Raw genomic sequence first — 25,344 nt, 5'->3', positions numbered from 1 at the left:
ATAATCCACGATCACGGATCGTCTCACCCGGCAAAACGGAGCGATGAGGAAAGGGTTAACCTCGCGCCGCCGGTGCAAACGCCCATGAAGGTACTCGTGACCGACCCCATCGCGGACGCGGGGTTGGACCGACTCCGAGACGCCGGCCACGAGGTCGTAACGGACTACGAGATCGAGGGCGACGACCTGCTCGACGCCGTGAGCGACGCCAACGCGCTGATCGTTCGCTCCGGAACCGACGTGAACGAGGCGGTGTTCGAGGCCGCCGCCGAGCTCGTCATCGTCGGGCGCGCCGGCATCGGCGTCGACAACATCGACATCGAGGCCGCCACCGACCACGGCGTCATCGTCGCCAACGCGCCCGAGGGGAACGTCCGGGCCGCCGCCGAGCACACGGTCGCGATGACGTTCGCCGTCGCGCGTTCGATCCCGCAGGCCCACGGTCGCCTCCTCGGCGGCGAGTGGGCGAAAGGCGAGTTCCTCGGCACCGAGGTGAACAACAAGACGCTCACCATCGTCGGCCTCGGTCGCGTCGGGCAGGAGGTCGCCAAGCGCCTCGACTCGCTCGGCATGGACCTCGTCGTCTACGACCCGTACATCTCCGAGGAGCGCGCCGACCGCCTCGGCGCCGAGCTCGTCGAGGACCTCCACGAGGCGCTCGCCCGCGGCGACTTCGCGACGGTCCACACCCCGCTCCTCCCCGAGACCGAGGGGATGATCGGCGAGGACGAGCTCGCGCAGCTGGAGGGCGGCTACCTCATCAACTGCGCCCGCGGCGGCATCGTCGACGAGGACGCGCTCGCGGCGGCGGTCGACGACGGCGTCCTCGCGGGCGCCGCGCTCGACTCGTTCGCCGAGGAGCCGCTCTCGCAGGACTCGCCGCTGCTCGATGTCGAGGAGATCGTCTTGACCCCGCACCTCGGCGCCTCGACCGAGGCCGCACAGGAGAACGTCGCGGTCGACACCGCGGAGGCGGTGCTCGCGGCGTTCGACGACGAGCCCGTCCTGACCGCGCTCAACGCCCCCTCCGTCGACGAGACCGCGTTCCCCCGGATCAAGCCGTACATCGCCGTGGCGGAGACCGCCGGGAAGGTCGCCGCCCAGCTGCTCGACGGTCGCATCACCGAAGTGGAGGCGACCTACGAGGGCGACATCGCCGAGGAGGACGTGGAGCTCGTCACCGCGAGCGCGCTGAAGGGCGTCTTCGAGCCGCTGGAGTGGCAGGTGAACTCGGTGAACGCGCCCCGGCTCGCCGAGGAGCGCGGCATCGACGTGACCGAGTCGAAGACCAGACAGACCGACGACTTCCAGAGCCTGGTGCGCGTCACCGTTCACAACGGCGAGGACTCGATCGCGGTCGAGGGGACCCTGTTCGCGGGCGAGGACCCGCGAATCGTCCGGATCGACGGGTTCCGCGTCGACGCGGTCCCGTACGGCAACATGCTGGTCGCGCGCAACACCGACGAGCCGGGCGTCATCGGGCTCATCGGCACCGTGCTCGGCGACTACGACGTGAACATCGCCGGGATGTACAACGCCCGCGAGACGCAGGGCGGCGAGGCGCTCACCGTCTACAACCTCGACCAGGACGTGCCGGACGAGGCCATCGAGACGCTGCTCGCCGACGACCGCGTCGTCGAGGTCACCGAGATCACGCTGGATGAGGCCGAGGAGCGGGCGGCGGAGTAACGGTTCGGCTCACCTGATTTTGCGGCTCCGGGGCGTTCGCTCCCCGGAGGAACTCACTCGTGTAAGTGCTCGACGACCGCGTCGACGTCGTTCGGGACGGGTTCGGGGTCGCTGCCGGCCTCGTAGGCGGCGTCGGGGTCCTTTAACAGGTGTCCCGTCGTCAGGCAGACGACCTGCTCGTCGTCCTCGACGACGCCCTCGCGGCGGAGCTTCCTGAGTCCGGCGAGGCTCGCGGCGGACGCGGGCTCGACGCCGACCCCCTCCTCGGCGAGGTCGCGCTGGGCGTCGGTGATCTCGTCGTCGCTGACGGCGACCGCCGTGCCGCCCGTGTTCCGGATACCGGGGAGCGCCTTCGGCGCGTTGACCGGGTTGCCGATGCGGATCGCGGTCGCGCGCGTCTCGACCTCCTCCCACCGACGAATCTCGTCGTTCCCCTCCTCGACCGCCTCGACCATCGGCGCGGCGCCCGCCGCCTGGACGCCGGTGAGCTTCGGCACGTCGTCGACGTCGAGCGCGCCCGACTGGACCAGCTCGCGGAACCCCTTGTAGAGGGCCGACGTGTTGCCCGCGTTGCCGACCGGGAGGACGATCCGGTCCGGGAAGTCGCCGTAGTCGTCGCGGAACTCCTCTAAGATCTCGAAGCCGATCGTCTTCTGTCCCTCCAAGCGGAACGGGTTCAGCGAGTTGAGCAGGTACGCCTCGCCGCGGGCGGCCAGCTCCTGTACGATGTCGAGGCAGGCGTCGAAGTTGCCGTCGACTTCGAGGATGCGGGCCCCGTGGAGGCTCGCCTGCGCGATCTTCCCCGCGGCCACCTTCCCCTCGGGGAGGAGCACGAGCGTCTCCATCCCGCCCCGACCGCCGTAGGCCGCGAGCGCGGCGGAGGTGTTGCCGGTGGACGCGCAGGCGAGCGCGCCGACGCCGAGCTCCTTGGCGACCCGGACGCCGATCGTCATCCCGCGGTCCTTGAACGACCCTGTGGGGTTCATCCCCTCGTGTTTGATCCGGAGCGCCTCGACGCCGACCGACTCCTCGATCCGGGGGACGCGGTGAAGCGGGGTGTCGCCCTCGGGCAACGTCACGCCCAGGTCGAACGGAAGCGCCTCGCGGTAGCGCCAGACGCCGCGGTCGGGGCCCTCGGAGGGGGCGCCGTCGCCGAACTCGGCGAAGGTCGGCGGGTCCGCGTACCGGACTTCCAGCAGGCTGTCGCACTCGTCGCAGGTGTAGCGCACCTCCTCGAAGGGGGCGAACGTCTCGTCGCACGCGATACAGGCGAGCCAGGCCCCGTCGTCGGCGCAGTCGGGCGCCGTCGGAGTCGGGGCGTCGATGGCGAGATCCATTACGTCGGCGTGCGTGCCGCCGGGGCTTAAGACGGGCGGTCGGGACGGACGTTGCCGTCCGAACACCGGGTCTGGGCGTCGCCGCCGGCCCCGTCAGTCGACGATGATCTCGGAGCTGTCGCTGTCGCCGTCGCTGGGGCCCGAGCCGAGTCGGTCCTGATAGCGCTGGATCCACTCGGCGAAGCAGTCGGGGCAGAGCCGCTGGGTGTCGATGTTCGCCCGGTCGACGCTCAGCCGGACGACGCGCGCGAGCGCGTCCGTGGTGGGGTCGCCGCAGCCGTCGCAGGGCTCGGTCGTCGGCGCGTCGCTCATACGGATCGGTCGCGCGGGCGACTCTTAAAAGTACGTCGGCGTTCGCAGCGATCACCGCGGTGGCCGGTCACGGCGGCGGTCGCGACGAGTGTCACGACGGCCGGCCGCCCCGGTCGTCGCCTCAGACCGTCCGGAACGCGCGGTCGCCGGCGTCGCCGAGCCCGGGGAGGATGAACCCGTCGTCGTCGAGGCGGTCGTCGATGGAGACCGTCAACAGGTCGGCCTCGGGCACCGACTCGCTCACGCGAACGAGCCCGTCGGGCGCCGAGACCGCCGAGAGGACGAACAGGTCCTCGAAGTCGCCGGCCTCGGTGAGGACGTGGTCGAGGACGGCGCACATCGTCGAGCCGGTGGCGAGCATCGGGTCCGCGACGATCACGGTGTCCTCGGGCCGGATCTCGGGCAGTTTCACGTAGTCGATGGTAATCGGGAACTCGCCGTCGTCGGTCATGCCGGCCTCCTCGTCGCGCCCCGCCGAGATGATGCCCTGTTTCGCGCGCGGGAACGCCTTGAGAAGCCCCTCGACGAACGGGGTCGCGGCTCGGAGGACGTTGATGATGACGACGTCGTCGAGCCCTTTCACGCGCTCGCCGGTCGTCTCCTCTAACGGGGTCTCCACCGGGACGTACTCCGTCTCCATCGCGCCGTCGATGATCTCGTACCCGCAGATCCGGCCGAGCTTCACGAGCCCCTTCCGGAAGGCGACCTGCTCGGTCTCGACGTCGCGGAGCCGCGAGAGAGTGTCCTTCGCCAGCGCGTGCGTGATGAGGTGCGCGTCGTCACGGTCTTCGATCGTCATTGTCGGGAGAAGCGCCGCGTTCGGGTTAAAAGATGGCGAAACTCGCCGGTTCGTCGGCTCGCCCCGAGAGGTCGATCCGGTCCGCACACCCACCGCGCCCATCCGCCGCTGCGGCCGCCGCTACCCCCACCGCGTCGGTCACCGCAACACGGTGACGTACGTCAGCGCGAAGACGACCAGCGCGAGGGTCCCGACGTTCGTCACCGTGACCTCGGCGATGTCGAGCAGCTGTAGCGCCCAGAACGCGGTCCACGCGAACAGCCCCGAGAGGGCCGCGTTCAGGATCAACACCACCCGCGGGTCGCCCTTCGACTCCTCTACGCCCTCGCGGATCCCCTTCGGCTCCTCGCTCATAGGGAACCTCGTGGGAGACCGGCACTTAGCTCTTTGTCCGTCCGGTCCGTACGGCCCCCATGCGCACCGAGATCCCTGTTCACAACCGACACGGTGACCGGGTCGATCCGGTCCCCTTCCTCGTCACCGCCGGGATCGCGTTCACGTTCGCGCTCTCGTTCGGTCCGATCTACGGCCTCTCGTACGGCTTCACCCTTCCGGCGTCGCTGGCGCTGTCGACGCTGGCGTTCGCGGTCGCGGCCGCGATCGCCTATCACCAGCTCGTCCGCCGCGCTCCGGCGCTCGACGCCGGCCCGCTTCCCCCCGCGCCGCGGATCGAGCGGCTCTTCTACGCCGCGGCGGCGGTCGGCGTGCTGCTCGTCGCGCTCACTCTTCCGCTGCTCTGACCTCCCCGCTCAGGTCCGGGAGCGTCACCGAGAGCGCGTTGCCGTCGTCGTATTCGAACTCGATGCGCCCGCGGAGCTTCTGGACGCACCAGTACGCGATCCACAACCCGATCCCCTGGCCGTGCTGTAGCGGCGTTTCGTCCCCCGCCCGGAGCGTGTCGATCTCGAGGTCCGGAATCCGTTCATTGGTGTCGCGGATCTCGAAGACCACGTCGCCGTCGGCGTCCGTCGCCTCGAAGACGCTGACCTCCACCGTCTGATCGGCCGTCTCCGCGTGAACGATCGCGTTCTCGATGAGGTTGTCGAGGAGCACCGTGAGCAACACTCGGTCCGTGCGAAGCTGGCACCCCGACGGCGTGACCGTCCGCTCGATATTCACCTCGCCGTGCGACGCGGCACAGCTCTGTGCGACCTCTTCCAGCACGGCGGCGACATCGATCGCCGCCGGCTGCCGCTCCCGGTTTTGCACTTTCTCGAAGTTGCGCACCTTTTCGGCGATAGAGAGTAACCGGTCGCTCGCGGCTTCGATCTTCCCCGCCTGCGTCGCGCGTTCGGAGTCCTCGTCGTCAGCGCCGAGCAGCTGCGCGTATCCGCTGATGACCGTCGTCTCGTTCCGGAGGTTGTGCCTGAGCACGCGATTCAGCACCGCCAGCTGCTGCTCGCGCTGCCGGTCCTCGGTCACGTCGTACAACACGAGCATACTGCCGACCGGACTGTCGCTCGGATCGGTCAACGGCGTGTACGACACGCCGAACGTCCTCCGGCGCCCCGTGCCGATCACGAGCTCGCCGGTGTCGCGGAGCGTCTCCACGCTGACGCCGAGCACCGCCTCGTGGCCCATCGGCAAGGCGTTCGACAGCGCGTCCGGGAACACCTCCCTGGCGCGGTCGTTCACGCGGACGATCTGCCCTTTCGTATCGAGGGTGAAGGTGGGAACCGAAAGCGAGTCCAGTCCGGTCTGTTCGGCCACCCGCTGCGTCGCCGGGTTCGTCGCGAACATGTGCGTCCCGACGAACGCGTACGCGTCGAGCGCGACGTGAACGAGCATGAGCGGCGCCGTGAGGTGTAGCTGTGGGACCGGACCGAGCCCGAACAGCCACACGGACCCTCCCACCGTCGGCGGGGCGGTGCTCAGAATGACTGCGACGGCCTCGCGTCGATACAGCGGTCCGTAGCTCAGTATCGCGCCGATCAACAGCAGCGAGCCGACGGCGGCCGTTCCGATAGAGAACAGCACGGCGAACACGCCCCACGGTTGAACCGTGTACACGGCCGTCGCCAGCCCGAGCACCGGATCGAGGCGGAACCCGCTCCACACGAGCTGGTGCGCAGGGTTCGTCGCCGTGAGGGGGATCGTCAGGAGCGGGACGGCGGCGACGATCCCGAAAAGCGGCGTGTGGATGAGGTCCCCGCGCCCGGTGTAGTCGAGGCCGAACGCGAGGAAGAATGGCCCCATGAAACAGAGACAGACGAACGAGATCGCCCCGAGCGCGATCCGGGGCACCGGGTCGAAGACGAGCAACCCGACCCCGTAGGAGGCACAGAACACGGCGACGGACGCGATGTTCCCCATGAACCAGCTCGCGCCCGATCTGTCTCGGCGGCGATACAGATACTGCAACAGATACAGCGCGCCGAAACTGGCGCCGAGAGAGGCGACGACGATCCCGCCTCCGAGCATCCCCAGCATTATGGCCTACCCGAAATGCACCGGGCTCTGATTATAAATAACAAGGCGAAGACCGCGCCCTTCGGTGTGGGACGAAGCCGAACGCGACTCGGCGTCGAAAGACCACGAACGGAACGGTGATCCCGCTCTCGGTCGGGTCTCGACGCCCGGCGTCGCTCGACGCCCGCGCCCGTGAGTCGTGTTCACACAGCACCGGGAGAATAAGGTGGCAGAACTCGAACGATCGGTTATGGGAATCTTCGAGACGGTGGCGGACGTGATGGAGGGGTCGACCCAGCGCGCCCCGGGACGCGCCGGCGACGACGGCTCCGAGGGCTCGTACTGGTGCGACGACTGCGGCGAGCCGATGCAGTTCGAGCGCGCGAGCGGGACGGGGTGCGCCTGCTGAGGGCGGCGTCCGCGCTCCGGCCGCTCACCCGTCTCCTCGGGGCTCTCGGAGCGCCACCTCCGCGCCCTGCTCGGTCGGGAAGGGGAGGCTCTCGCCCGTCTTGCCGTCGTCTTCCGCGACGGCCGCCCACTCCTCGTCGGTGACGAGCGCGTCGTCCAAGCGCTCGCGGAGCGCCGCCTCGTCGATACCGGTGCCGATGACGACGAACTCGGTCCGCCGGTCCCCGTGCTCGTCGTCCCAGTCGAGGTTCGGACGGTTCGAGCGGAGCATGTCGCGTTCGACCGCCGGGAGACTCGCGATCCACGGGCCGAGCGCCTCGACTCGGACCGACCGTCCGGCCTGTCCGACCTGTTGGCGCTGGTCGGTTCCCGCGACCCACAGCGTTCCCTTCGAGCGGACCACGTCCTCCGGGAGATCGCGGAGGAGGTCGGCGAGCCGCCCCGGGTGGAACGGTCGGCGGCGGCGGTAGGTGAAGGAGGTGACGCCGTACACCTCGTCGGGGTGGCGATGGGCGTGCTCGCGGCCGTCGTGATCGTCGCCGTGCGCTTCGCCCCCCTCGGCCAGCGCTCGCTTCCACCCCGGCAGATCGCCGATCTCGCGCTCCTCGAACAGGCCGACGCCGAGGAGACGCTCCGGATCGACCGCGGCGAACTCCGTGACGATCGTCTCCGCGTCGGGCTGGAGCGCGCCCACGAGCTCGACCGCCTCGTCGACCTCCGCGTCGCTACAGAGGTCGGCCTTGTTACACACCACGAGGTTCGACACCTCGATCTGCTCGACGAGCAGGTCCGAGAGGGGCCGATCGTCGTCGCCCGTGCTCCCGTCTCCGGTCTCCGCGTCGGGATCGACGCGGCGCTCGGGGGTTCCCTCGCCCGCGAAGGCGTCGAGGAACTGCCGCGTGTCGATCACGGTCACCAGCGCGTCGACGCGGTACCGGGCCGCCGCGCGCGACTCCGTCGTGAACAGCCGCGCGACCGGCGCGGGCTCGGAGATCCCCGAGGACTCGACGATCAGCGCGTCGAAGGAGCGCTCCTTCGCGAGCCGCACCACGGCGCTTTCGAGGTCGTCTTGCAGCTCACAGCAGATACAGCCGTTCGACAGCTCCGTGACGCCCTCCACGTCGACCTCGGACTCCTCCGCGATCAGCTCGGCGTCGACGTTCACGTCGCCCATGTCGTTGACGAGCACCGCGATGTCGCGGTCGCCGGCGTTTCGCAGGAGGTGGTTCAACAGGGTCGTCTTGCCGGCGCCGAGGCTCCCCGAGAGCACGGTCACCGGGATCCGGTCGTCCATGGGATCGGTCGGTCGGCGGCGCCCTTCAATTCGGCGGGGACCCTTCTCAGGGTGATCCACCCCGTCTATCCGTCGAAAGCCGATACGTTGATACGTCGGGCCCGCGGACCGCGCACCATGTTCCAGTACGTGTCTATGGTGGGAATTGCCGCGACGGTCGTGACCGTTCTCATGGTCGTCGCGATGCTGTACCTCGTCTGGGGCGCGGTCGGCAACAGCGTCCACACGCCCACTCCCAACGACAGCGATCGGCCGGAACTCGGCGAGAGCGACGAGGCGGACGAGCCGCAGAACGAACTCCCCGCCGACGGCAACTCGGCCTGACCGGCGCGACGGTCCGCGGGTCCGCGACAGCTTTTACCGCACCCGCGTACCACGATGAATCATGACAGTTGCCGACCGGATCGCCACCTTTCGGGCCACTCTCGAGGAGTGGCTCGCCGGGCTGTACCACGGGATGATCACGCACCCGGCGTACGAGAAGATCGAGAAGGAGGCCGAGGATACGGAAGACGAGTTCATGCTCGCGTGCTTCCCCGACGCGTTCGGGATCCCCTCGCCGGTCTCGTACTACACCGCGGAGCTGCTCCCCTACCTCGAAGACGAGTTCGAGGCGTGGGAGCGGCGGCTGTGGGACCGCGAGAGCCTGATAGAGCGGAAGGGGCAGCAGTACCACTTCTGATGGAGCAGTTCGTCTTCTTCGGCGGCAAGGGCGGGGTGGGCAAGACCACCGTCTCCTGCGCGTACGCGTCCCGCTGCGCGACCGACGGGGTGCGGACGCTGGTCGTCTCGACGGACCCTGCTCACTCGGTGTCGGACGTGTTCGACCAGCAGTTCGGCGACGACCCCGAGCCGGTCGACGGGGTCCCCGGTCTCGACGCGATGGAGATCGACCCCGAAGACGAGATGCAGCGGCACCTCCAGGAGATCCGCGAGTCGCTCTCCGAGCAGGTGTCGGCGGCGATGGTCTCGGAGATCAACCGCCAGCTGGAGCTGTCACACGGGACTCCCGGAGCCTACGAGGCGGCGCTGTTCGACGCGTTCGTGAGCGTGATGCGCGAGGAAGGCGAGGCGTACGAGCGAGTCGTCTTCGACACCGCCCCGACCGGCTCGACGCTGCGGCTGCTCGGGCTCCCGGAGTTCCTCGGCGACTGGATCGACCGCCTGCTGTACAAGCGCAAGCAGTCGATCGACCTGTTCGAGAAGGCCGCGATCGGCGACATGGAACCGCGACGGCTGATGGACGGCGACCCCGTCATCGAGCGGCTCCAGCGCCGCAAGGAGTTCTTCGAGTTCGCGGGCGACGCGATGCGGAACGACGCCGCCTTCTTCCTCGTGTTGAACCCCGACCAGCTCTCGGTCAACGAGACGGAACGGGCGATCGAGGGGTTCGACGAGCGCGACCTGCGCGTTCGCGGGCTCGTCGCGAACAAGCTCACTCCCGAACCCGACGAGGACGAGACCGGCCGGGGAGCGCGCTATCTCCGCGAGAAAGTGGCGACCGAGCGGGACCGCCTGCGACAGGTCCGCGAGCGGTTCGACCCCCCGCTCGTCGCCGAGATCGAGTCGCGGACCACCGAGGTCCGCGGCGACGTGCTCTCGGAGGTCGCGGCCGCGCTCGACATCGAGACGGACGGCGACGGCGACTCCGCCGACGATCCCTCCGTGCGCGCCGATCGGTGAAGCGGGCCGAGCCGCGGCCGCCGCGGGATCGCCGATAGCTGTACTGGGACCACCGAACCTCGTGACCGCGCGCGATAGGGACCGAACCCGGACGTAGTGTATTTTACTCGCTGAAGCACACAAAAAACCGACATCGGCCGATCGAAATCGCTTCTCTGCGAGGAGTTTCCCCGTTGTATCACTATTGAAGATAATGTTTAAGTAGTCGATCGTGAATCGATACCACGAGGCAGGGAACCTATGACAAGTGTAATTTGGATCGTCGTCGCCGTGCTCGGCACGTTCTCCGTGGGGTACATGGGGTACTCGCGGTATCTCTCACAGTTCGTCGACCTCGATGACGAGCGGGAGACGCCGGCACACAAGTACGAAGACGGACAGGAGTACGTACCGTCGAAGAAACCGGTACTACTGGGGCATCACTTCTCGAGCATCGCGGGCGGCGCGCCGATCGTCGGCCCGATCACGGCCGGGGCCATCTGGGGATGGGTCCCGGCGCTGCTGTGGGTGGCCATCGGGAACCCCCTGATGGGCGCAGTCCACGACTTCATCTCGCTGTCTGGGTCGATCCGTCACGAGGGGCGGTCGATCGGCTACATCGTCGGTCAGTACGTCGGGGAGCGCGGGAAGAACCTCCTGCTGTGGTTCGCGTTCCTCACGATCATCCTCGTCGTCGCGGTGTTCGCGCTGGTCGTCGGGATCGTGTTGAACGCGTTCCCGTCGGCCGCGACGGCGAGCTTCGTGTACATCGCGCTCGCGGTGGTGTTCGGGGTGTACCTCTACCAGCTTGACGGGCCGTTCATTCCCGGCACCGTCGTGTTCGTCGCCGCCGTGTTCGCGGGCGTCTGGGTCGGTATCCAGTACCCGTTCGCGTTCTTCGAGCTGGCGGGCGACGCGTCGCACGCCGCGGGAACGTTCGTCCTCTTCGAGGGGAGCACGGGCTCGTGGGTGCCCGGCGCGGCCGCGCTCGGCGGGAACACCGCCGCGTGGGTCCCCGTCATCATCGTGTACGCGATAATCGCCAGCGCGCTCCCGGTCTGGACGCTGCTCCAGCCGCGCGACTACCTCTCGTCGTTCCTGCTGTACGCGGGGGTCGGCGGCGCGCTGGTGGCGATCGTCGTCGGGACGATCTTCGGGACGTCCGCGGAGCCGCTCGTCATCGACAGCAGTATCAGTCCGTTCTCGGGGTTCATGGGGGTCGATAGCCGGGCGCCGTACCCGCTCTTCCCCATGCTGTTCGTCACCATCGCCTGCGGGACGATCAGCGGGTTCCACTCGCTGGTCTCCTCGGGGACGACGGCGAAGCAGCTCAACAAGGAGAGCGACGCCCGCCTCATCGGCTACGGCGGGATGCTCGGTGAGGGGCTGCTCGCCGCGACGGCGCTGTCCGCGCTCGCCATCGCCGGCTTCGCCTCCGACGCCGCGGCCGGCGGGATCGGCGGCGCGCTGCCGAACTTCGCGACCGGCGGCGGGATCATGCTCACCAGCCTGGGCATCCCCGCCTCGTTCGGCGCCCCGTTCATGGCGCTCGTGCTCGTGAGCTTCCTGCTCACCTCCACTGACACGGCCGCGCGGCTCGGTCGGTACATGATGGAGGAGATCGTCGGCACGAAGGCGACCCCGACCGGGACCGGATCGGGGGCCGGCCTCGGCTCGTTCTTCAGCGGCCGCTACGTGAACCCGATCCTCCAGGGCGCGATCGCGTACGCGCTGGTCATCTCCGGCGAGTGGGCGACGCTGTGGGCGCTGTTCGGAAGCGCGAACCAGCTGCTCGCCGCGCTCGCGCTGCTCACCGGGACGGTCTGGCTCGCCAACTGGGACGAGAAGAAACAGCTCGTCAGCACGGGCGTCCCGATGGCGATCATGGTGGTTATCACCGTGATCGCCCTGGCGTTCTTGGCGGGCTACCAGTGGCTGTTCGTCAACCTGATCCAGGGCGGCGTCACCGGAATCGGCAATCAGATCTCGATGGTCGTCCGCATCCTGCTCGCGGTCGTCCTCGTCTACCTCGCGCTGTCGCTCGTGCGCATCGGCTACGGTAACATCACGAGCGTCCGTGGCGGGGACCGCCCGGCCGCCGAACCGGGCGACGACTGACCCGGCCGACCGGTTCCCCGCGCGGTCCGCTTTCCGCCGCCGTTCTCGCCCCCGCGAGCGATGTCCCTACCGCCAGAACCGCTTGGCGACCCGCGAGAAGAGCCCCTCGTCCGGCTGATCGATGCGCTCCCACAGTCGGAACGCGTCGGCGGTGTCGGCGGTCTCGCTGGCGACGAGCCGCTCCGCGTCGGGTGCGACGACGATCAGGTTCACCTCGTAGTGGCCGTAGTAGCCGAACTTCAACAGCGTGCGGTCGCGGAAGCCGTCGACGAAGTCGGCGACGCCGTCCGAGATCCGATCGGCGACGAGCACGACGGTGACGTCGGTGCCGTAGTGCTCCTCGTCGCCGTCGACGCGCTCGTCGGCGACCTCGTGCGCGAACTCGACGAGCCGTTCCAGGTCGTCGACGCGCGGGCGCGACACCCGGCGCGCGAACACGAACTCCCGCATGTCGTGGTCCGCGTAGCTCAGCGCGGGGTGGAGGAACTGCTTCTGGTTGCGGACGCGCATCTCCGCGTACAGGCCGAACCGCTCGCCGTCGACGACCACGTCGCGGTCGAGGTCGTAGCTGTACATGAGCCGGTCGGAGACGCGGTCGAAGTACTCGTCGTCGTAGTCGGGGACGGCCTCGCGGATCTCCGCCGGTAGCTCCTCCGCGTCGCGGCGGTCGCCGGCGGCGGCCGGCGCGTCGTCGCCCGGCTCGGCCCGCTCACTCATCGTCCGGGTCGTACGCGACCGCGTCGTCCGCGACCGGCGGCGCGCCGATCGCCAGCACCGTCACGGCTCCGTCCGCGTCGGACGGGTTGTACGCGCGCTGCGGGCTCTCGGGGTCGACCACGAACAGGTCGTCCGCCGGGACCTCGTACGTCCGGTCCGGCGTCTCGACGGCGAGGCTCCCCTCGAGGACGTAGAACGCCTCCTGTTGCGTCTCGTGGTAGTGGTACGCGAGCGGGAGCTGTTCCCCCGGCGCCGCGCGAAAGCGGTTGATCGCCGCGGCGTCGAGGCCGCCCGGACCGGCCAACTTTCGACACTCGCAGGGGCGGTCCGACGCCGGTTCGACCGAGTCCACGTCGACGAGGCGGTATCCCATGGGAGCACGTTCCACAGAGCGCGTGAAAAGCCCGTCGGGGGCGGCAGCCGTCGGCGCGGACGAGCCGATCGGAGGCGAACCGCGGGCGATCCGAACCGGCACCGGAATTTAACCCGTTGCGGACCTCACACACGGGTAGACGCAACATGACTGACGAAGAGATCCGCACGGAGGCGTGTGGTCGGTGTTCGATGTCGACGGTCGTCGGCGCGGTGTCCGAAGACCAGTCGAGCGACGAGCGCGCCGAGCGCGACCCGTTCGCCGGCGAGCGCATCGAGGTCGACGAGACATCGATCCGGCGCGTCTCGCCCGCGGGGTTCCTGAGCGATCTCAAAGACCGAATCGACGCGCTCGGTCGCCGAATCACGTACCGACGATAGCCGTCGGCTCGCGTCAGGTCGCAGGGACTTATACGCGTTCGCGCCGTAGCGGGTGCAAGCGATGGAAGAGAGCATCTCCGGCTTCAAAGTGCGCGGAGACTGGGGAGACGTCGTCGAGCACGGCGAGCGGATCGCCTTGGCGCTCCGGGAGACGGGCGCCGACGGCGACCCGTTCCACGAGTTCGACGACTGGCGTCCCAAGTCTCACGAGCGCATCGACGAGGACGTGTCGGCGAAGACCGCCGAGCAGGCGTCCGTCGACGAGGGCGAGGGCGAACAGGCCGGGAAGTCACCCGGTGAGGACCTCCAGACGGCCGGCGAGAAGCTCACCGAGTCCTACGAGAAGGTCGAGGAGAACGACACCGAGAGCGCCGTGGAGAGCTGGGGCGAGTCGATCGGCCACGTCGCCCGCGCGGCCGACTCCGCGAGCCGCAAGGCGCTCCGGAAGGTCGAGGACGCCGTCTACCGGAAGGTGATGACCCAGATGGCGCCCTACTACTTCGACAACGAGCTCGTCAGCGCCAACATTCAGGAGGTGGGGCGCGGCGAGGACGGCGAGACGTTCGTCTTCGAGGTGAACATCAACGACGACGAGCTGAAATCCGAGGTGAGCGACATCCTCGCCGAGTACGAGTCCGAGATCGACCGCTGGCACGTCGAGGCCGAGAAACGCACCGAGGACGTGGCCGCCGCCGAGGGCGTCGAGCCGCCACAGGAGGAGGGCGGTCCGGACTCGACGATGACCTGACTCCGCCCCGCCGACGCGAACACGCCGAACTTAACTCGCAGAGCCGCGAACGGACATCAATGACCGAGGTACTCCGGGTGGCGGCCGGCGAACTGTCGGCCGACGAGATCATCGACGCCCTCAACGAGGGGCAGCGGATCCTCGTCGACGTCGAGGTCGCCGGCGGCGATCACGAGGTCGTGCTCCGGTACGACGGCGAGACCTACCACTGCGACACGCCGACGAACCTCCACCGTCACAGCGACGAGTCGGGGATGCGCGGATGCGTCCGGCGGATGGGATACGCCTCTGACGACGGCTGAGCACCGGCGGCAACCGCACCAGTTGGGAGGCCGGATGGCGACTTTTAACCCGCCCGCCACCGAATCGCGCCCATGAGCGACCCCGAGATCGAGGACCTCGTCGGCGACGTGTCCCCCTCCTTCGAGCACGTGCTCTCCTGCGTGTTCGGCGTCCGGGACCACGAGAGCCGCACGTATCTGACGCTGCTCGATCACCCGGGGAGCACCGTCGCCGAACTCGCCGAGACCCTCGACCGGGACCGGTCGAACGTGAACCGATCGCTGTCGACGCTGCGGGAGAAGGGGCTCGTCGAGCGCCGCCGCCGCCTGCTCGACTCGGGCGGCTACGTCTATCAGTACACGGCGGTTCCGGTCCCCGACGCGAAAGAGCGCCTCCACGACGCGTTAGACGAGTGGGTCGGCGGCGTCCACGCCGCGATCGACGAATTCGACCCGAACGACCGGGCGTAGCGCTTCTCTCGGTCCCCGGTTTACTCCGAACCGGATTCTTCGCCGTCCGTTTCCTCGCCGTCCGCTTCCTGATTCCCGTCCGTTTTCTCACCGTCCGCTTCCTCCGTGTCGGCGCTTAGCCCCTCCTCGTCGGGACGGTCGAGCGCGCGCGGCGCGTCGTGGTGTTCGGAGTAGCCGTCGAACCAGCGAGCGATCCGCTCGATGCGGTCGACGACGTGGGCCGGCTCGCCGGAGCGGGAGAGCTCGTGTCCCTCGCGCGGATAGCGCACGAACCGCGTGTCGACGCCGTTTTTCCGGAGTATTCGATGGTACAGCTCCGCGGTGCAGATCGGCGTCCGGGTGTCGTCCTCGGCGTGGAGCAGCAGCGTCGGGGTGTCGACCGCGTCGGCGTGGCCGGTGGGCGACTGCTCCCACAGCCACGCTGGCTCGTCGGACGGGACCGTGCCGAAATCGCCCTCGACCAGCTTGTAGGCGGCGTCGGTCGAGCCGTAGAGCCCGGTCAGATCGTACACGCCGCGCTGGGAGACGGCCGCGCGGAAGTAGTCGGTCTGTCCGACCGCCCACGCCGTCATGAACCCGCCGAAGGAGCCGCCGGTGACGAACGCGTTCGTCTCGTCGACATCCGGCCGGTCCGCCACCATCTCCACGCCGGCCATCACGTCCGAGAGGGTGACCGCGCCCCAGTCGCGCTCGATCGCCTGCAGAAACGCCTCGCCGTAGCCGGTCGAGCCGCGCGGGTTCGACCAGAAGACGGCGTACCCGCGTGCCGCCAGCGTCTGGAACTCGTGCCACATCGTCCCCGCCGTCGACCACATCGCGTGCGGGCCGCCGTGGATCTCGACCACCAGCGGGTGCTCCTCGGCTTCGCCCGCCCCGCTCCCCTCGCCGTCCGGACCGGTCTCCGGCGGCAGCAACAGCCACCCCTGTATCTCCGTCCCGGCCGACTCGAACCGGACCTCCTCGGGCTCGGCCACCGCGCGCTCCGCGAGGTAGTCGGCGTTGAGCCCGGTCGTCCGCGTCGTCTCGCCGGCTCCCGCGTCGAACACGAAGACGTCGCCCGGGTGGTCCCACTCGCTGCCGGCGAACGCGACGGTCACCTCGTCCGGACCGGCGCCCGCGTCGCCGCCGACGGTGCCACCCGACACCGCGCCGGGGCGGCAGAGCCGCTCGGGCTCCGCGCTCCCGTCACCGGGAACGTGCCAGAGGGCCGTCTTCCCCTCGTCCGGAGTCGCGAAGTACAGCGTCGCGTCGTCGGGGCCCCACTGCGGGGCGACCGCGCGGCCGACGCCGCGGTCGAGGGTCGCCGTGAGCTCCGTCACCTCCCCGCTCTCGCGGTCGAGCACGCGGAGCTCCGTCTGCTGCATCGAGACCCGCTCGGGATCCGCGTGCGTGAACGCGATTCGGCCGTCTCCGGTCACCGCGAGCGCCGCCTCCCACCCCGTGGTCTCGTGAACGGTCTCGGTCTCGCCGCTCGCGAAGTCGTGCGCGCAGATCACGATCTCGACCGAGTCGTCGGGGTCCTCGCCCACCTGCTCGGTGACGTAGAGCGTCTCGGCGTCGCTCCACTCGGGCGTCCCGAAGTCCGCGTCGCCGCCGGTGACGCGCTCGATCCCCGCGGCCGGATCGCCGCCGGTGGCGCCGTCGACCGCCGCGTCGGCGTCGGCGACGTAGACGTGTGACCGACGGCCGTCGAAGTAGCGCTGCCCGGACCGATAGACGGTGCGGTCGATGACGCGCGGGTCCGGGTGGTCGTTCGGCTCGTACTCCTCCGGGACCGCGAGATCCCTGTCGGCCTCGCGGTCGGCGTCGGTCACCGACTGGACGAAGGCGAGCCGCTCGCCGTCGGGTGACCACGCGATCTCGGAGACGCCGCCGACCACGTCGGTGACCTGTCGGGCCTCGCCGCCGGAGAGCGGGAGCACCCACAGCTGTTGGCGGTCGTCGTCGGCCCCCCGCGTAGCGGTGAACGCGATCCGGTCGCCCGAGGGGCTCCACCGCGGCTCCGCGTCGGAGCCCTCGGCGAGCGTCAGCCGCCGGGGGTCGTCCCCGTCGACATCGGCGAGGTACACCGTCGACTCCGTGGTCTCGTCGTCGATCGGCTCTCGTCGCAGGAAGGCGACGCGGTCGCCGTCGGGAGAGAGTCGCGGGTCTCCCGGCTTGGCGATGTCGCGGTAATCGGCCGCGGTGATCCGTTCCATGCCCGCGTGTCGCCCGCCGGGCTCAAAAGGCGTCTGAAGCCGGGCGGTCGGTCGGTCGCACCGCGTTCTTCACCGCCCGTTACTCCGCGTCGTTGTCGAACGCCAGCCTCACGCCGTCGGCGGTGACGGTCGCGCCCGCGGCGCACACCGGGTGTTCGAAGTCGGCGTCGAGGACCTCCGTCGCGGCCGCTGCGGCGTCGGGCGTCTCGGCGTCCGCGGCCGCGAACGCGTACGGCTCGGGGCTGTCCGTCTCGTAGGTGGCGACGATGGTCGGCTCCTCGACCGCCTCGACGACGAGCCCGTCGCGGCGGACGACCCCGATCGTCGCGGTCTCGGCGCCGACGACGCCGGCGATCCGCGGCGTGTCGTAGTCGTCCTTCTCGAAGTCGAGCGCGAGCAGCGGCGTCGCCAGCGCGTCGCGGGCGGGGTAGCCCAGTTCGAGTTTCTCCGCGATCGGGTCGACGTGCGAGCCGTTGCCGACGACGGCCAGCGGCTCGTCGGCGGGCGTGCGAACCCCGCGCGCGCAGTTGTACGAGACGTACGGGTTGTCCGTCTCGGGCGCGTCCGGCGTCGGGCCGACCGTGAGCGTCCCGTCGCGATCGGCCACGCGGCGGTTCGGGAACGAGCGCGAGGAAACGCGGTAGGCGCCGATACCGGGAGCGACGACGACGAATCGTCCGACGTACATACAGGTTCGTGGCTATCCGACCGGCTAAAGCGCATCGATATACGCACGTTCGGCGATCGGTTTCCTGCGGAGCCGCGGCGTCCGCCCTCCCCGATCGATCTCGCTCCGCTCGGAACGTCTGTGAACGCGTGACAGAGGGCCGCCGACGCGCAACGCTTACAAACACCCACTGGCTATCGGTGAGTGCGCACAGTCCATTGGGGTAGTGGCCAATCCTGTTGCCTTCTGGGGGCAACGACCCTGGTTCGAATCCAGGATGGACTATTCTCGCGGTTCGCTTCGGTCCGTGCCGACCGACTCCCATCGCGCCCGCCGTCGGTCCCGCGTCCCCGACGCCCCGTGGCCCGCGATGCGGCCGCTCGATCGCCATCGGATCTCGTTTCGACTGGAACACAAACGCCACCACGTACTGCGTTTTCCAATCGAAGAAAGGGGGTTCAGTTACCTACTTTTCGACGTCGAGCAACGCGACGCGCTCGCGGACGATATCGGGGATCCCCCCGGCGGTCGCCGCGATCTCGCGCTCGCCGATGTCGTAGAACTCGCGGACCCGCTCCGGATCGAACGACGAGTCGAACGCCCCTCGCTCGGCGACGGGCGCCGTCGGCGACGAGAGCAGCGCCGCGACCGACGCGGCGGCCGCGTCGAGGTCCGCGTCGGATCGGCCCGCGCCAGGGCCCGCACCGAACTCCGCGACGAGGACGACCGCGCGCTGTTCGCCCGCTTCGACCCCGAGCGTGAGCGCGCGGTCGATCTGGCGGCTCCCGGCCGCGTACAACATGATTTCGACGCCCGGATCGCGAGCGACGGCCTCGCCGCGGGCGATCGAGCGCGCGGCGAGACGCGTCGCCTCCCGGAGGTGCGCGGCGGAGACGACCAGATCCGCGTCGAACGCCTGCACGACCGCGCCCGTCTCGCCCGCGATCTCGTCGAGCGCCGCGAGGAACGCGTCGAGGTCGTCGATGGCGGCGGTCCCCGCCACCAGCCGGTGAGGCGGGGTGGACGGATCGGGGGGCGTGCCGTCGCCTCCCGCGTCACCGTCGCTCATCGGAAATCACCCAAACTCGCCTGTCCCTCGCCGTCCTCGTCGCTCGCGGAGCCGGCGGTCGCCGCCGCGGATGCCGACCTGTCCGGCCGCACGCCGTCCATCGAGGGGTCCTCGCGTCCCGCGTGTTCGAGGATGCGCTCGGCGGTGCGCTCGCGGCCGCGAAGCGCGCCGAGGACGACCGCCTTGTCGGCCTCGCGGAGGTCGGCGCGGGTCTCGATCCCGGCCTCGAACAGCCGCCGGGCGCGCTTCCGGCCGACGTTGCGGACGCCCGCCAAGTCGAGCAGCTCCTCGCGGACGCCGTACTCGATCCGCTTCCGGGCCTCGCGGACCGCGACGACGGTGTCGCCGTCGACGCCCTCCACGTCGCGCGCGAGGGTCTCGGCCGCGCGCAGGAGCCACTCGGCGGTGTCGACCTTTCCGCGGATGTCGCCGGGCCCGACGCCGTACCGCTCCGTGATCCGATCCTCGTCCACCTCGTTCGCCCAGTCCTCCAGCAGGCGGGCCGTCTTCAGCGACGCGAGCCAGTCCTCGAAGCGCACGTCCTCGTACTCGGAGGGCACGGCGCCGAGGAACTCGCCCTCGCGCTCGTAGCAGAGCTCGGTGTACTCCTCGCGGTCGCCCGACTTCAGGTAGAGCTCGTACATGTCGGGGGTGCGGCTGACGAGGTGGTAGAGGCCGAGGGGAGTGACCCCGGGCGCCTCCGACCTCTCCCCGCCCGTCTCGTTCGCTTCGCCGTCTCCGCCCGATTCGCCGTCTCCGCCCGCTTCTCCCCCTTCGCCGGGACGCGTGTACGTGCCGAACCCCGGCTCGTCGCCGTCGGCGTCGCCGGTCCTGACGAACTCGCCGGTCTCTCCCCCGGCGCCCGCGGTCGCCCCGCCGGCGTCTCGAGCGACCGACCGGAGCCCGTCGATCATCTCCGCGGCGCTCATCGGGTCGAGGTAGAGCCGCGAGACCGTGTGGCCGATGCCGGTCGCGGTCAGGCTCTCCGTCCCGCCGTCGCGGTCGCGGTCGACGAAGTCGTTGACCGCGAGGTAGTCGAGGACGGTGTCGTTGACCGCCGCGAGCCGGCCTTCGTCGTCCGTCTGGGTGGCGTAGAGGGTGTTGTCGAGGAAGGCGAGGAGCCCCTCTCGGGTGGAGGCGAACCCGGAGGCGACGGTGGCGAGCACGTGGGTCCGGAGCGCCGGTTCGGCCGCGAGCTTCGAGCGGACCGGCTCGGGGTCGGCCCAGAGGTAGCGCTCGAACAGCTCCTCTTTCGTGTCGGCGTCGTTCGCGAGCAGGACCGCCTCGCCGTACGGGTCGAGCCCGGGGCGCCCGGCGCGCCCGCACATCTGGTGGACCTCGAGCACGTCGAGGGGTTTCATGCCGCCGAACTCCCCGTCGTACCGGCGCCAGTCGCGGACGATCACCCGGCGGGCGGGGGTGTTGACGCCGGCGGCGAGCGTCGGCGTCGCGGAGATGCACTTGATCAGTCGGTCGCGGAACGCGTCCTCGACGCGGGCGCGGTCCTCGCTCCGGAGCCCCGCGTGGTGGAAGGCGGACCCCCGCTCGACCGCGTCAGCGAGGTCGGCGGCGGTGTCGGTGTCGGAGCCGGAGCGGATCTCGTCGGCGAGCTCGCGGAGTTGGTCGCGCTCGTCGTCGCTGAGCCGGGAGCCGGTCACGTCGGTGAGCTTCCGGGCCGAGGACTCGGCGTTGCGCCGGGAGTTGACGAAGACGAGCGAGGAGCCGCCCCGTCCGTCCTCCTCGGTGTCGAGGGCGTCGGCGACGAGCCGGGCGGTCTGGTCCTCGCCGCGCTCGACGGGCACCTCGCGTTTGCTCCCGTCGACGAAGTCGACGGCGTTGCCGAAGTGGACGCCCATCCGGAGGTCGATGGGGCGCCAGTCGGACTCGACTAACTCGGCGTCGAGCCACTCGGCGATCACGTCCGCGTTGCCGACGGTCGCCGAGAGCGCGACCGTCTGCAGTCCGGGGTTCACCTTCCGGAGCTTCGCGAGGGTCACTTCGAGGGTCGGGCCGCGGTTCGGGTCGTCGACGAGGTGGACCTCGTCGCTCACGACGCAGGTGAGGTCGTCGATCCACGGGGCGCCGTTGCGGATCAGCGAGTCGACCTTCTCCGAGGTGGCGACGATGATGTCGCGCGTGGCGAGCCACTCGCCGTCGGACTCGTAGTTCCCGGTGGAGACGCCGACGGTGACGCCGAACTCCTCCCAGCGCTCGAACTCGGTCTTCTTCTCGCTGGCGAGCGCGCGCAGGGGGACGATGTACAGCGCCTTCCCGCCGCGCTCGACCGCGGAGAGCATGGCGAGCTCGGCGATGAGCGTCTTCCCGGAGGCGGTCGGCACCGCGGCGACGAGGCTCTCGCCGTCGGCGACGCCCGCCTCGACCGCGGCCGACTGCGGTGGGTACAGCTCCGCGACGCCCTCCGCTTCGAGCGCCTCGCCGACGCCCGCGGGGAGCCCGGAGAGCGAACTCGGTTGCATTGGTGGAGGGTGGGTCCCGACCCGATTTAAAGCGTCGGAACGGGGCGGTGGGTGTCTCGGAGGGTCGTGCGGCCGCCGTCGACCCTACAGCTCGCCCTTCGTGCTCGGCGTGTCGCTGCGGCGCCCGTCGAGCCGCGTCGCGTCGTCGAGGGCCCGCGCCAGAGCCTTGAACAGCGCCTCGACCTCGTGATGGGCGTTGTCGCCCGTCTCGACCGCGGCGTGGAGCGTCAGGCCGGCGTTGTGCGCCAGCGACAGCGCGAAGTGGTCGGCCATGACGCTCGTGAACTCCCCGACCGACTCCTGGGAGAACTCCCCGGAGAACTCGTAGTACGGTCGCCCGGCCACGTCGACGACGACGCTCGCGACCGCCTCGTCGAGGGGGACGCGCCGGTCGGCGTACCGCCGGATCCCGCGCTTGTCGCCGAGCGCCTCGTCGAACGCCTCGCCGAGGCAGATCGCCACGTCTTCGACCGTGTGGTGGTCGTCGATCTCGAGGTCGCCGTCGCAGTCGACGGTGAGATCGAAGAGACCGTGCTTGGCGAACGACGTCAGCATGTGGTCGTAGAAGCCGATCCCCGTCGAGATCTCGCTGTCGCCGTCGCCGTCGATCGCGAGGGTGAGGTCGATCGTCGTCTCGCCGGTCTCCCGCGAGACGGCGGCCGCGCGCTCGTGGTCGCTCATACCGGCCCGTCGCGGGCGATTCGTAAGTGGGTTGCGGGTGTGCTGACCTGACCGGAGCCCGGACGCGATGGGTGGATCGGGCGGGGACGGGACGATTCCCGCCGACCGATCGACGACTCTCGCCCGCCCCGGCGCCGGAATCAGGTGTCCCGTCCTCGGCGGTGGATATTTGGCACGTCGGCGAATCGTCTCCGCACGGTATGGACGGATCCGACTCCGCCGACACGCGCGAGTCAGCGCCGGCACCGCCCGATCTCGAGGCCTCCGACGCCCTCGCCGACGTCGTCGACGCCGACACCGGCGAAGGGGAGCTCGAACGGACGATCGGCCTCGTCGGCGGCCTCGCGATCGGCGTCGGGACGATGATCGGCGCGGGGATCTTCGTGTTCCCCGGATTGGCGGCTGAGAACGCGGGTCCAGCGGCGTCGCTCTCCTTCGCGATCGGCGCGGTCGTCGCGCTGCTCGTCGCGCTCCCGGCGTCGGAGCTCGCGACCGCGATGCCGCGCAGCGGCGGCGGGTACTTCTTCATCTCGCGCGGGCTCGGCACCGGTCCGGGCGCGATCGTCGGGCTCGGGCTCTGGCTCGGCCTCGTGTTCGCCTCCGCGTTCTACCTCGTCGGGCTCGGCAGCTACGCGGGACAGGTGTTCCTCGAGGCGGGGATCGCGCTCCCGATCGACCCCGCGGTCCCCCTCGGCGTCGCCTTCGGCGTCGGGCTCACGGCGCTCAGCCTCTTCGGGACGGAGAACACCGCGGCGCTCCAGAACGCGATCGTCATCGTGCTGCTCGTCATCCTCACGCTGTTTCTAAGCTACGGGAGCCTCGACGCCCTCGGCGTGTTCGGCGCCGAGAGCACCCCCGAGCGCTTCTTCCCGCCCGGCGGGGCGCTCCCGGTGTTACAGACCGCCGCGCTCGTGTTCACCTCGTATCTCGGCTTCGCACAGGTCGCGACCGTCGCCGGCGACATCAAAGAGCCGTCCCGGAACCTGCCGCTGGCGATGGTCGGCTCCGTGATCCTCGTCGGCGTCTTCTACGTCGTCACGATCTTCGTCGCGACGAGCGCGTTCGGCAGCGCCCGCCTCGGGCAGTTCGGGGAGACGGCGATGGTCGAGGTCGCGCGGTCGTTCATCGGGTTTCCGGGGGCGCTTGCGATCGTCGTCGCCGGGCTGTTGGCGACGTTCTCCAGCGCGAACGCCTCGATCCTCAGCGCCTCCCGCGCGGTGTACGCCGTGAGCCGCGACGGGATCATCCCCGAGGCCGCGAGCCGGCTCAACCTCGCGTACGGCACGCCCCACGTCGCTCTCGGCATCGCCGGCGGCCCGATCGTCGTGTTGGCCGCGACGGGGCAGGTGGAGCTGCTCGCGGAGGTCGCCTCCTTCCTCCACCTCGTGATGTACGGGCTGATCTGCGTCGCGCTGATCCAGCTCCGCCGGGAGCGGCCCGACTGGTACACGCCTTCCTTCCGCTGTCCGGCCGGGTTCACGGTCGCAGCGGTCGGCGGGCTCGCCAGCTTCGCCCTCATCGCGTTCATGCAGCCGGCGTCGATCGGCATCGGCGCCGCCATCATGGTCGCGGCCTACGGCTGGTACCGATACTACGCGACCGATGTCGAACTCAAAGGTGACTTCTGAGATGACCGAGACACCCACGGACGACGACGGCGCACAGCCCGAGATCGACGACGGTCGGGGCGAGATCGACGAAGCCGACCGGGCCGACCGACCGTCGGTGCTGGTCCCGCTGGAGGTGTTGGAGGGCGAGTCGATCCCCAACGGCACGCCCGAACTGCTCGCGAACGCCCGCGTCGTGCTGCTCGGATACCACACGATCCCCGACCAGACGGCAACCGAGCAGGCGCGCGAGCAGTTCGGCGAGACGGCGATGTCGAAGCTCGACGAGTTCGCGGAGCAGCTCGTCGCGGCCGGCGCCGACGTCCAGACGCGGCTCGTGTTCACCCACGACGAGGAGACCACCATCGACCGGCTCAGCTACGAACACGACTGCCTCGCGGTGCTGGTCCCGAACAGTACGGAGGGCGTCGAGTCGGTGCTCGTCGCGCTCCGCGGGACCGTCGGCGTCGGGCGGAACACCCGGCTCGTCGCCGGGCTGTTCGCCGACGCGGATGTCGCGGTGACGCTGTACCACATCCTCGGCGGGGACGAGTCCCCCGCCGACGGGGAGTCGTTCCTGAACGGGGTGAAAGCCGACCTCGTCGAGCGCGGGGTGGAGCCCGACCGGATCGAGACGACGATCGAGGCGGAGGACGTCCCGATCGACGCCATCGCGAGCCGGGCCGAATCCCACGACGCGGTGGTGATGGGCGAGACCGATCCGTCGGTCACCACGTTCGTTTTCGGGATGCCGTCCGAGCAGGTGGCCGAGCGCTTCCTCGGTCCGGTGCTGGTCGTCCAACGCCAGCGACCCGAGGAGTGAGCGGAGCGCCGCGATCGAGCGCGCGGCGAGGTCGACTCAGTTCCCGTCCGCGGCCGCCTGCGCCTCCCGCAGCGTGAACTGCCCCTCGTACAGCGCGGTGCCGACGACCACCGCGGCCGCGCCGGCGTCTCGCAGCGCGACCACGTCGTCGACGCTGGCGACGCCGCCGGAGGCGATCACCGGAACGTCGACCGCGGCGACCACGCTCTCGACCGCGTCGCGGTCGATCCCCTCGAGCTGCCCCTCCACGTCGACGTTCGTGAAGAGGATCGCGCCCGCGCCCAGTTCCTCGTAGCGCGTCGCGGCCTCGGCGGGGTCGAGGCCGGTCCCTTCGGTCCAGCCGCTCACGACGACCTCGCCGTCCTTCGCGTCGAGGCTGACGACGACGCTGCCGGGATGAGTCTCGTCGATGTCGGCGACGATCTCGGGCGTCTCGACCGCCGCGGTCCCGAGGATGACGCGGTCGAGTCCCAGCTCGAGGAGCTCTCTCGCCCCCTCCGCGGTCCGGATGCCGCCGCCGAGCTGGAGGCCGACCCCGTCCCCGCCGACCGCCTCGACGACCGCCTCGATCGCGTCGGCGTTGACGCGCTCGCCCTCGAACGCCCCGTCGAGGTCGACGAGGTGGAGCGTCTCGGCGCCCGCCTCGGTCCAGCGCTCGGCGGCTTCGACGGGGTCGCCGTACCGCTTGCCCGTGCCGCGCTCGCCGCCGACCAGCTGGACGACCTCGCCGTCCTGCACGTCGACGGCGGGGATCACCTCGAAGGAAGGGAAGTGGCTCATACCGGGGTACAGCCGCGGCCGCCGATTAAACGGGTCGGTTCGGC

At 70.0% G+C, this 25,344-nt stretch carries 27 protein-coding genes and 1 tRNA gene; 14 read left to right on the top strand and 14 right to left on the bottom strand.

All coding sequences use genetic code 11. The features are described from left to right. Positions 1-84: 84 nt before the first annotated feature. Positions 85-1,689 carry a phosphoglycerate dehydrogenase gene (gene serA, locus DJ69_RS04140; RefSeq protein WP_099254430.1) on the top strand — a complete coding sequence of 535 codons (1,605 nt, stop codon included), beginning with the start codon at positions 85-87 and terminating at the stop codon, positions 1,687-1,689. Positions 1,690-1,742: 53 nt separating this feature from the next. On the opposite strand, the gene thrC is transcribed toward serA, so the two are convergent. From thrC to DJ69_RS04120, 4 genes are all read right to left on the bottom strand, one after another. Beyond that, the gene (gene thrC / locus DJ69_RS04135; protein WP_099254429.1) at positions 1,743-3,026 is read right to left on the bottom strand and encodes a threonine synthase; all 1,284 of its coding nucleotides are present in this window, start codon (positions 3,024-3,026) and stop codon (positions 1,743-1,745) included. A gap of 93 nt (positions 3,027-3,119) precedes the next feature. Continuing rightward, positions 3,120-3,338 (bottom strand): DUF7569 family protein, encoded by a 219-nt coding sequence (locus tag DJ69_RS04130; protein ID WP_099254428.1) that lies wholly within the window; start codon positions 3,336-3,338, stop codon positions 3,120-3,122. Between the two features lie 121 nt (positions 3,339-3,459). Continuing rightward, positions 3,460-4,137 (bottom strand): uracil phosphoribosyltransferase, encoded by a 678-nt coding sequence (gene upp, locus DJ69_RS04125; protein ID WP_099254427.1) that lies wholly within the window; start codon positions 4,135-4,137, stop codon positions 3,460-3,462. 138 nt (positions 4,138-4,275) lie between these two features. After that, on the bottom strand, positions 4,276-4,491 hold the full coding sequence (locus DJ69_RS04120; RefSeq protein WP_099254426.1) for a hypothetical protein: 216 nt from the start codon (positions 4,489-4,491) through the stop codon (positions 4,276-4,278). 59 nt (positions 4,492-4,550) lie between these two features. Between DJ69_RS04120 and DJ69_RS04115 the strand changes: the two genes are divergently transcribed. Then, positions 4,551-4,877, top strand: a complete 327-nt coding sequence (locus DJ69_RS04115) for a hypothetical protein (RefSeq protein WP_245851490.1) — start codon at positions 4,551-4,553, stop codon at positions 4,875-4,877. Here the strand turns inward: DJ69_RS04115 and DJ69_RS04110 are convergent. Then, positions 4,858-6,567, bottom strand: a complete 1,710-nt coding sequence (locus DJ69_RS04110) for a sensor histidine kinase (protein ID WP_099254425.1) — start codon at positions 6,565-6,567, stop codon at positions 4,858-4,860. The genes DJ69_RS04115 and DJ69_RS04110 overlap by 20 nt on opposite strands. Positions 6,568-6,772: 205 nt before the next feature. Here DJ69_RS04110 and DJ69_RS17750 point away from each other — a divergent pair, with 205 nt between their 5' ends. Further along, positions 6,773-6,955 (top strand): hypothetical protein, encoded by a 183-nt coding sequence (locus DJ69_RS17750; protein ID WP_144050380.1) that lies wholly within the window; start codon positions 6,773-6,775, stop codon positions 6,953-6,955. Between the two features lie 24 nt (positions 6,956-6,979). On the opposite strand, the gene DJ69_RS04105 is transcribed toward DJ69_RS17750, so the two are convergent. Then, complete coding sequence (locus tag DJ69_RS04105) at positions 6,980-8,248, bottom strand: CobW family GTP-binding protein (RefSeq protein WP_099254424.1); 1,269 nt, start codon at positions 8,246-8,248, stop codon at positions 6,980-6,982. A gap of 117 nt (positions 8,249-8,365) precedes the next feature. Between DJ69_RS04105 and DJ69_RS04100 the strand changes: the two genes are divergently transcribed. The 4 genes from DJ69_RS04100 (at position 8,366) to DJ69_RS04085 (ending at position 12,028) form a co-directional block, all read left to right on the top strand. Then, complete coding sequence (locus tag DJ69_RS04100) at positions 8,366-8,572, top strand: hypothetical protein (RefSeq protein WP_099254423.1); 207 nt, start codon at positions 8,366-8,368, stop codon at positions 8,570-8,572. Between the two features lie 61 nt (positions 8,573-8,633). Beyond that, positions 8,634-8,930: a hypothetical protein gene (locus tag DJ69_RS04095; RefSeq protein ID WP_099254422.1), complete on the top strand. Its 297-nt coding sequence runs from the start codon at positions 8,634-8,636 to the stop codon at positions 8,928-8,930. Then, positions 8,930-9,931, top strand: coding sequence for an ArsA family ATPase (locus DJ69_RS04090; protein ID WP_099254421.1), 1,002 nt, complete (start codon positions 8,930-8,932; stop codon positions 9,929-9,931). Before DJ69_RS04095 ends, DJ69_RS04090 begins: the two co-directional genes overlap by 1 nt. Before the next feature lie 240 nt (positions 9,932-10,171). Further along, on the top strand, positions 10,172-12,028 hold the full coding sequence (locus DJ69_RS04085) for a carbon starvation CstA family protein (protein WP_099254420.1): 1,857 nt from the start codon (positions 10,172-10,174) through the stop codon (positions 12,026-12,028). 66 nt (positions 12,029-12,094) lie between these two features. Here DJ69_RS04085 and DJ69_RS04080 read toward each other — a convergent pair whose 3' ends face one another. Together DJ69_RS04080 and DJ69_RS04075 are read right to left on the bottom strand one after the other, a co-directional pair. Next, positions 12,095-12,745, bottom strand: a complete 651-nt coding sequence (locus tag DJ69_RS04080) for a hypothetical protein (protein ID WP_099254419.1) — start codon at positions 12,743-12,745, stop codon at positions 12,095-12,097. Next, entirely contained in the window at positions 12,738-13,118 is a 381-nt protein-coding gene (locus DJ69_RS04075; RefSeq protein ID WP_099254418.1) for a cupin domain-containing protein, read from the bottom strand. Before DJ69_RS04075 ends, DJ69_RS04080 begins: the two co-directional genes overlap by 8 nt. Before the next feature lie 146 nt (positions 13,119-13,264). Between DJ69_RS04075 and DJ69_RS04070 the strand changes: the two genes are divergently transcribed. The 4 genes from DJ69_RS04070 to DJ69_RS04055 all read left to right on the top strand — a co-directional run bounded on the left by DJ69_RS04070 (position 13,265) and on the right by DJ69_RS04055 (position 14,998). Continuing rightward, on the top strand, positions 13,265-13,498 hold the full coding sequence (locus tag DJ69_RS04070) for a hypothetical protein (RefSeq protein ID WP_099254417.1): 234 nt from the start codon (positions 13,265-13,267) through the stop codon (positions 13,496-13,498). Positions 13,499-13,559: 61 nt separating this feature from the next. Then, a complete protein-coding gene (locus tag DJ69_RS04065; RefSeq protein WP_099254416.1) occupies positions 13,560-14,246 on the top strand; it encodes a DUF5828 family protein in 687 nt (228 codons plus the stop codon). Between the two features lie 59 nt (positions 14,247-14,305). Beyond that, positions 14,306-14,548, top strand: coding sequence for a hypothetical protein (locus DJ69_RS04060; RefSeq protein ID WP_099254415.1), 243 nt, complete (start codon positions 14,306-14,308; stop codon positions 14,546-14,548). A 72-nt stretch (positions 14,549-14,620) separates the two neighbouring features. Then, positions 14,621-14,998 (top strand): helix-turn-helix domain-containing protein, encoded by a 378-nt coding sequence (locus DJ69_RS04055; RefSeq protein ID WP_099254414.1) that lies wholly within the window; start codon positions 14,621-14,623, stop codon positions 14,996-14,998. A gap of 20 nt (positions 14,999-15,018) precedes the next feature. On the opposite strand, the gene DJ69_RS04050 is transcribed toward DJ69_RS04055, so the two are convergent. Together DJ69_RS04050 and DJ69_RS04045 are read right to left on the bottom strand one after the other, a co-directional pair. Continuing rightward, entirely contained in the window at positions 15,019-17,196 is a 2,178-nt protein-coding gene (locus DJ69_RS04050) for a S9 family peptidase (RefSeq protein ID WP_099254413.1), read from the bottom strand. A 79-nt stretch (positions 17,197-17,275) separates the two neighbouring features. Continuing rightward, complete coding sequence (locus tag DJ69_RS04045) at positions 17,276-17,884, bottom strand: IMP cyclohydrolase (protein ID WP_099254412.1); 609 nt, start codon at positions 17,882-17,884, stop codon at positions 17,276-17,278. Between the two features lie 191 nt (positions 17,885-18,075). Here DJ69_RS04045 and DJ69_RS04040 point away from each other — a divergent pair. After that, positions 18,076-18,148: transfer RNA gene (locus tag DJ69_RS04040), tRNA-Gln, on the top strand. A 181-nt stretch (positions 18,149-18,329) separates the two neighbouring features. Here DJ69_RS04040 and cgi121 read toward each other — a convergent pair. From cgi121 to hisB, 3 genes are all read right to left on the bottom strand, one after another. Beyond that, the gene (gene cgi121, locus DJ69_RS04035) at positions 18,330-18,932 is read right to left on the bottom strand and encodes a KEOPS complex subunit Cgi121 (RefSeq protein ID WP_099254411.1); all 603 of its coding nucleotides are present in this window, start codon (positions 18,930-18,932) and stop codon (positions 18,330-18,332) included. Further along, complete coding sequence (locus tag DJ69_RS04030; protein WP_099254410.1) at positions 18,929-21,409, bottom strand: ATP-dependent DNA helicase; 2,481 nt, start codon at positions 21,407-21,409, stop codon at positions 18,929-18,931. Before DJ69_RS04030 ends, cgi121 begins: the two co-directional genes overlap by 4 nt. 84 nt (positions 21,410-21,493) lie before the next feature. Continuing rightward, positions 21,494-22,090 (bottom strand): imidazoleglycerol-phosphate dehydratase HisB, encoded by a 597-nt coding sequence (gene hisB / locus DJ69_RS04025; RefSeq protein ID WP_099254409.1) that lies wholly within the window; start codon positions 22,088-22,090, stop codon positions 21,494-21,496. 200 nt (positions 22,091-22,290) lie between these two features. Here hisB and DJ69_RS04020 point away from each other — a divergent pair, with 200 nt between their 5' ends. Together DJ69_RS04020 and DJ69_RS04015 are read left to right on the top strand one after the other, a co-directional pair. After that, the gene (locus tag DJ69_RS04020) at positions 22,291-23,718 is read left to right on the top strand and encodes an APC family permease (protein ID WP_099254408.1); all 1,428 of its coding nucleotides are present in this window, start codon (positions 22,291-22,293) and stop codon (positions 23,716-23,718) included. Position 23,719: 1 nt separating this feature from the next. Beyond that, the gene (locus DJ69_RS04015; protein WP_099254407.1) at positions 23,720-24,520 is read left to right on the top strand and encodes a universal stress protein; all 801 of its coding nucleotides are present in this window, start codon (positions 23,720-23,722) and stop codon (positions 24,518-24,520) included. A 36-nt stretch (positions 24,521-24,556) separates the two neighbouring features. Here the strand turns inward: DJ69_RS04015 and hisA are convergent, their stop codons facing one another. Next, the gene (gene hisA / locus DJ69_RS04010) at positions 24,557-25,300 is read right to left on the bottom strand and encodes a 1-(5-phosphoribosyl)-5-[(5-phosphoribosylamino)methylideneamino]imidazole-4-carboxamide isomerase (RefSeq protein WP_099254406.1); all 744 of its coding nucleotides are present in this window, start codon (positions 25,298-25,300) and stop codon (positions 24,557-24,559) included. Between the last annotated feature and the right edge of the window lie 44 nt (positions 25,301-25,344).

The organism is Halorubrum persicum, assembly GCF_002727125.1.
Classification (GTDB): Archaea; Halobacteriota; Halobacteria; order Halobacteriales; family Haloferacaceae; genus Halorubrum; species Halorubrum persicum.
The sequence above is the reverse complement of the archived record's forward strand: the minus strand, read 5'-3'. Positions and strand labels throughout refer to the sequence as shown.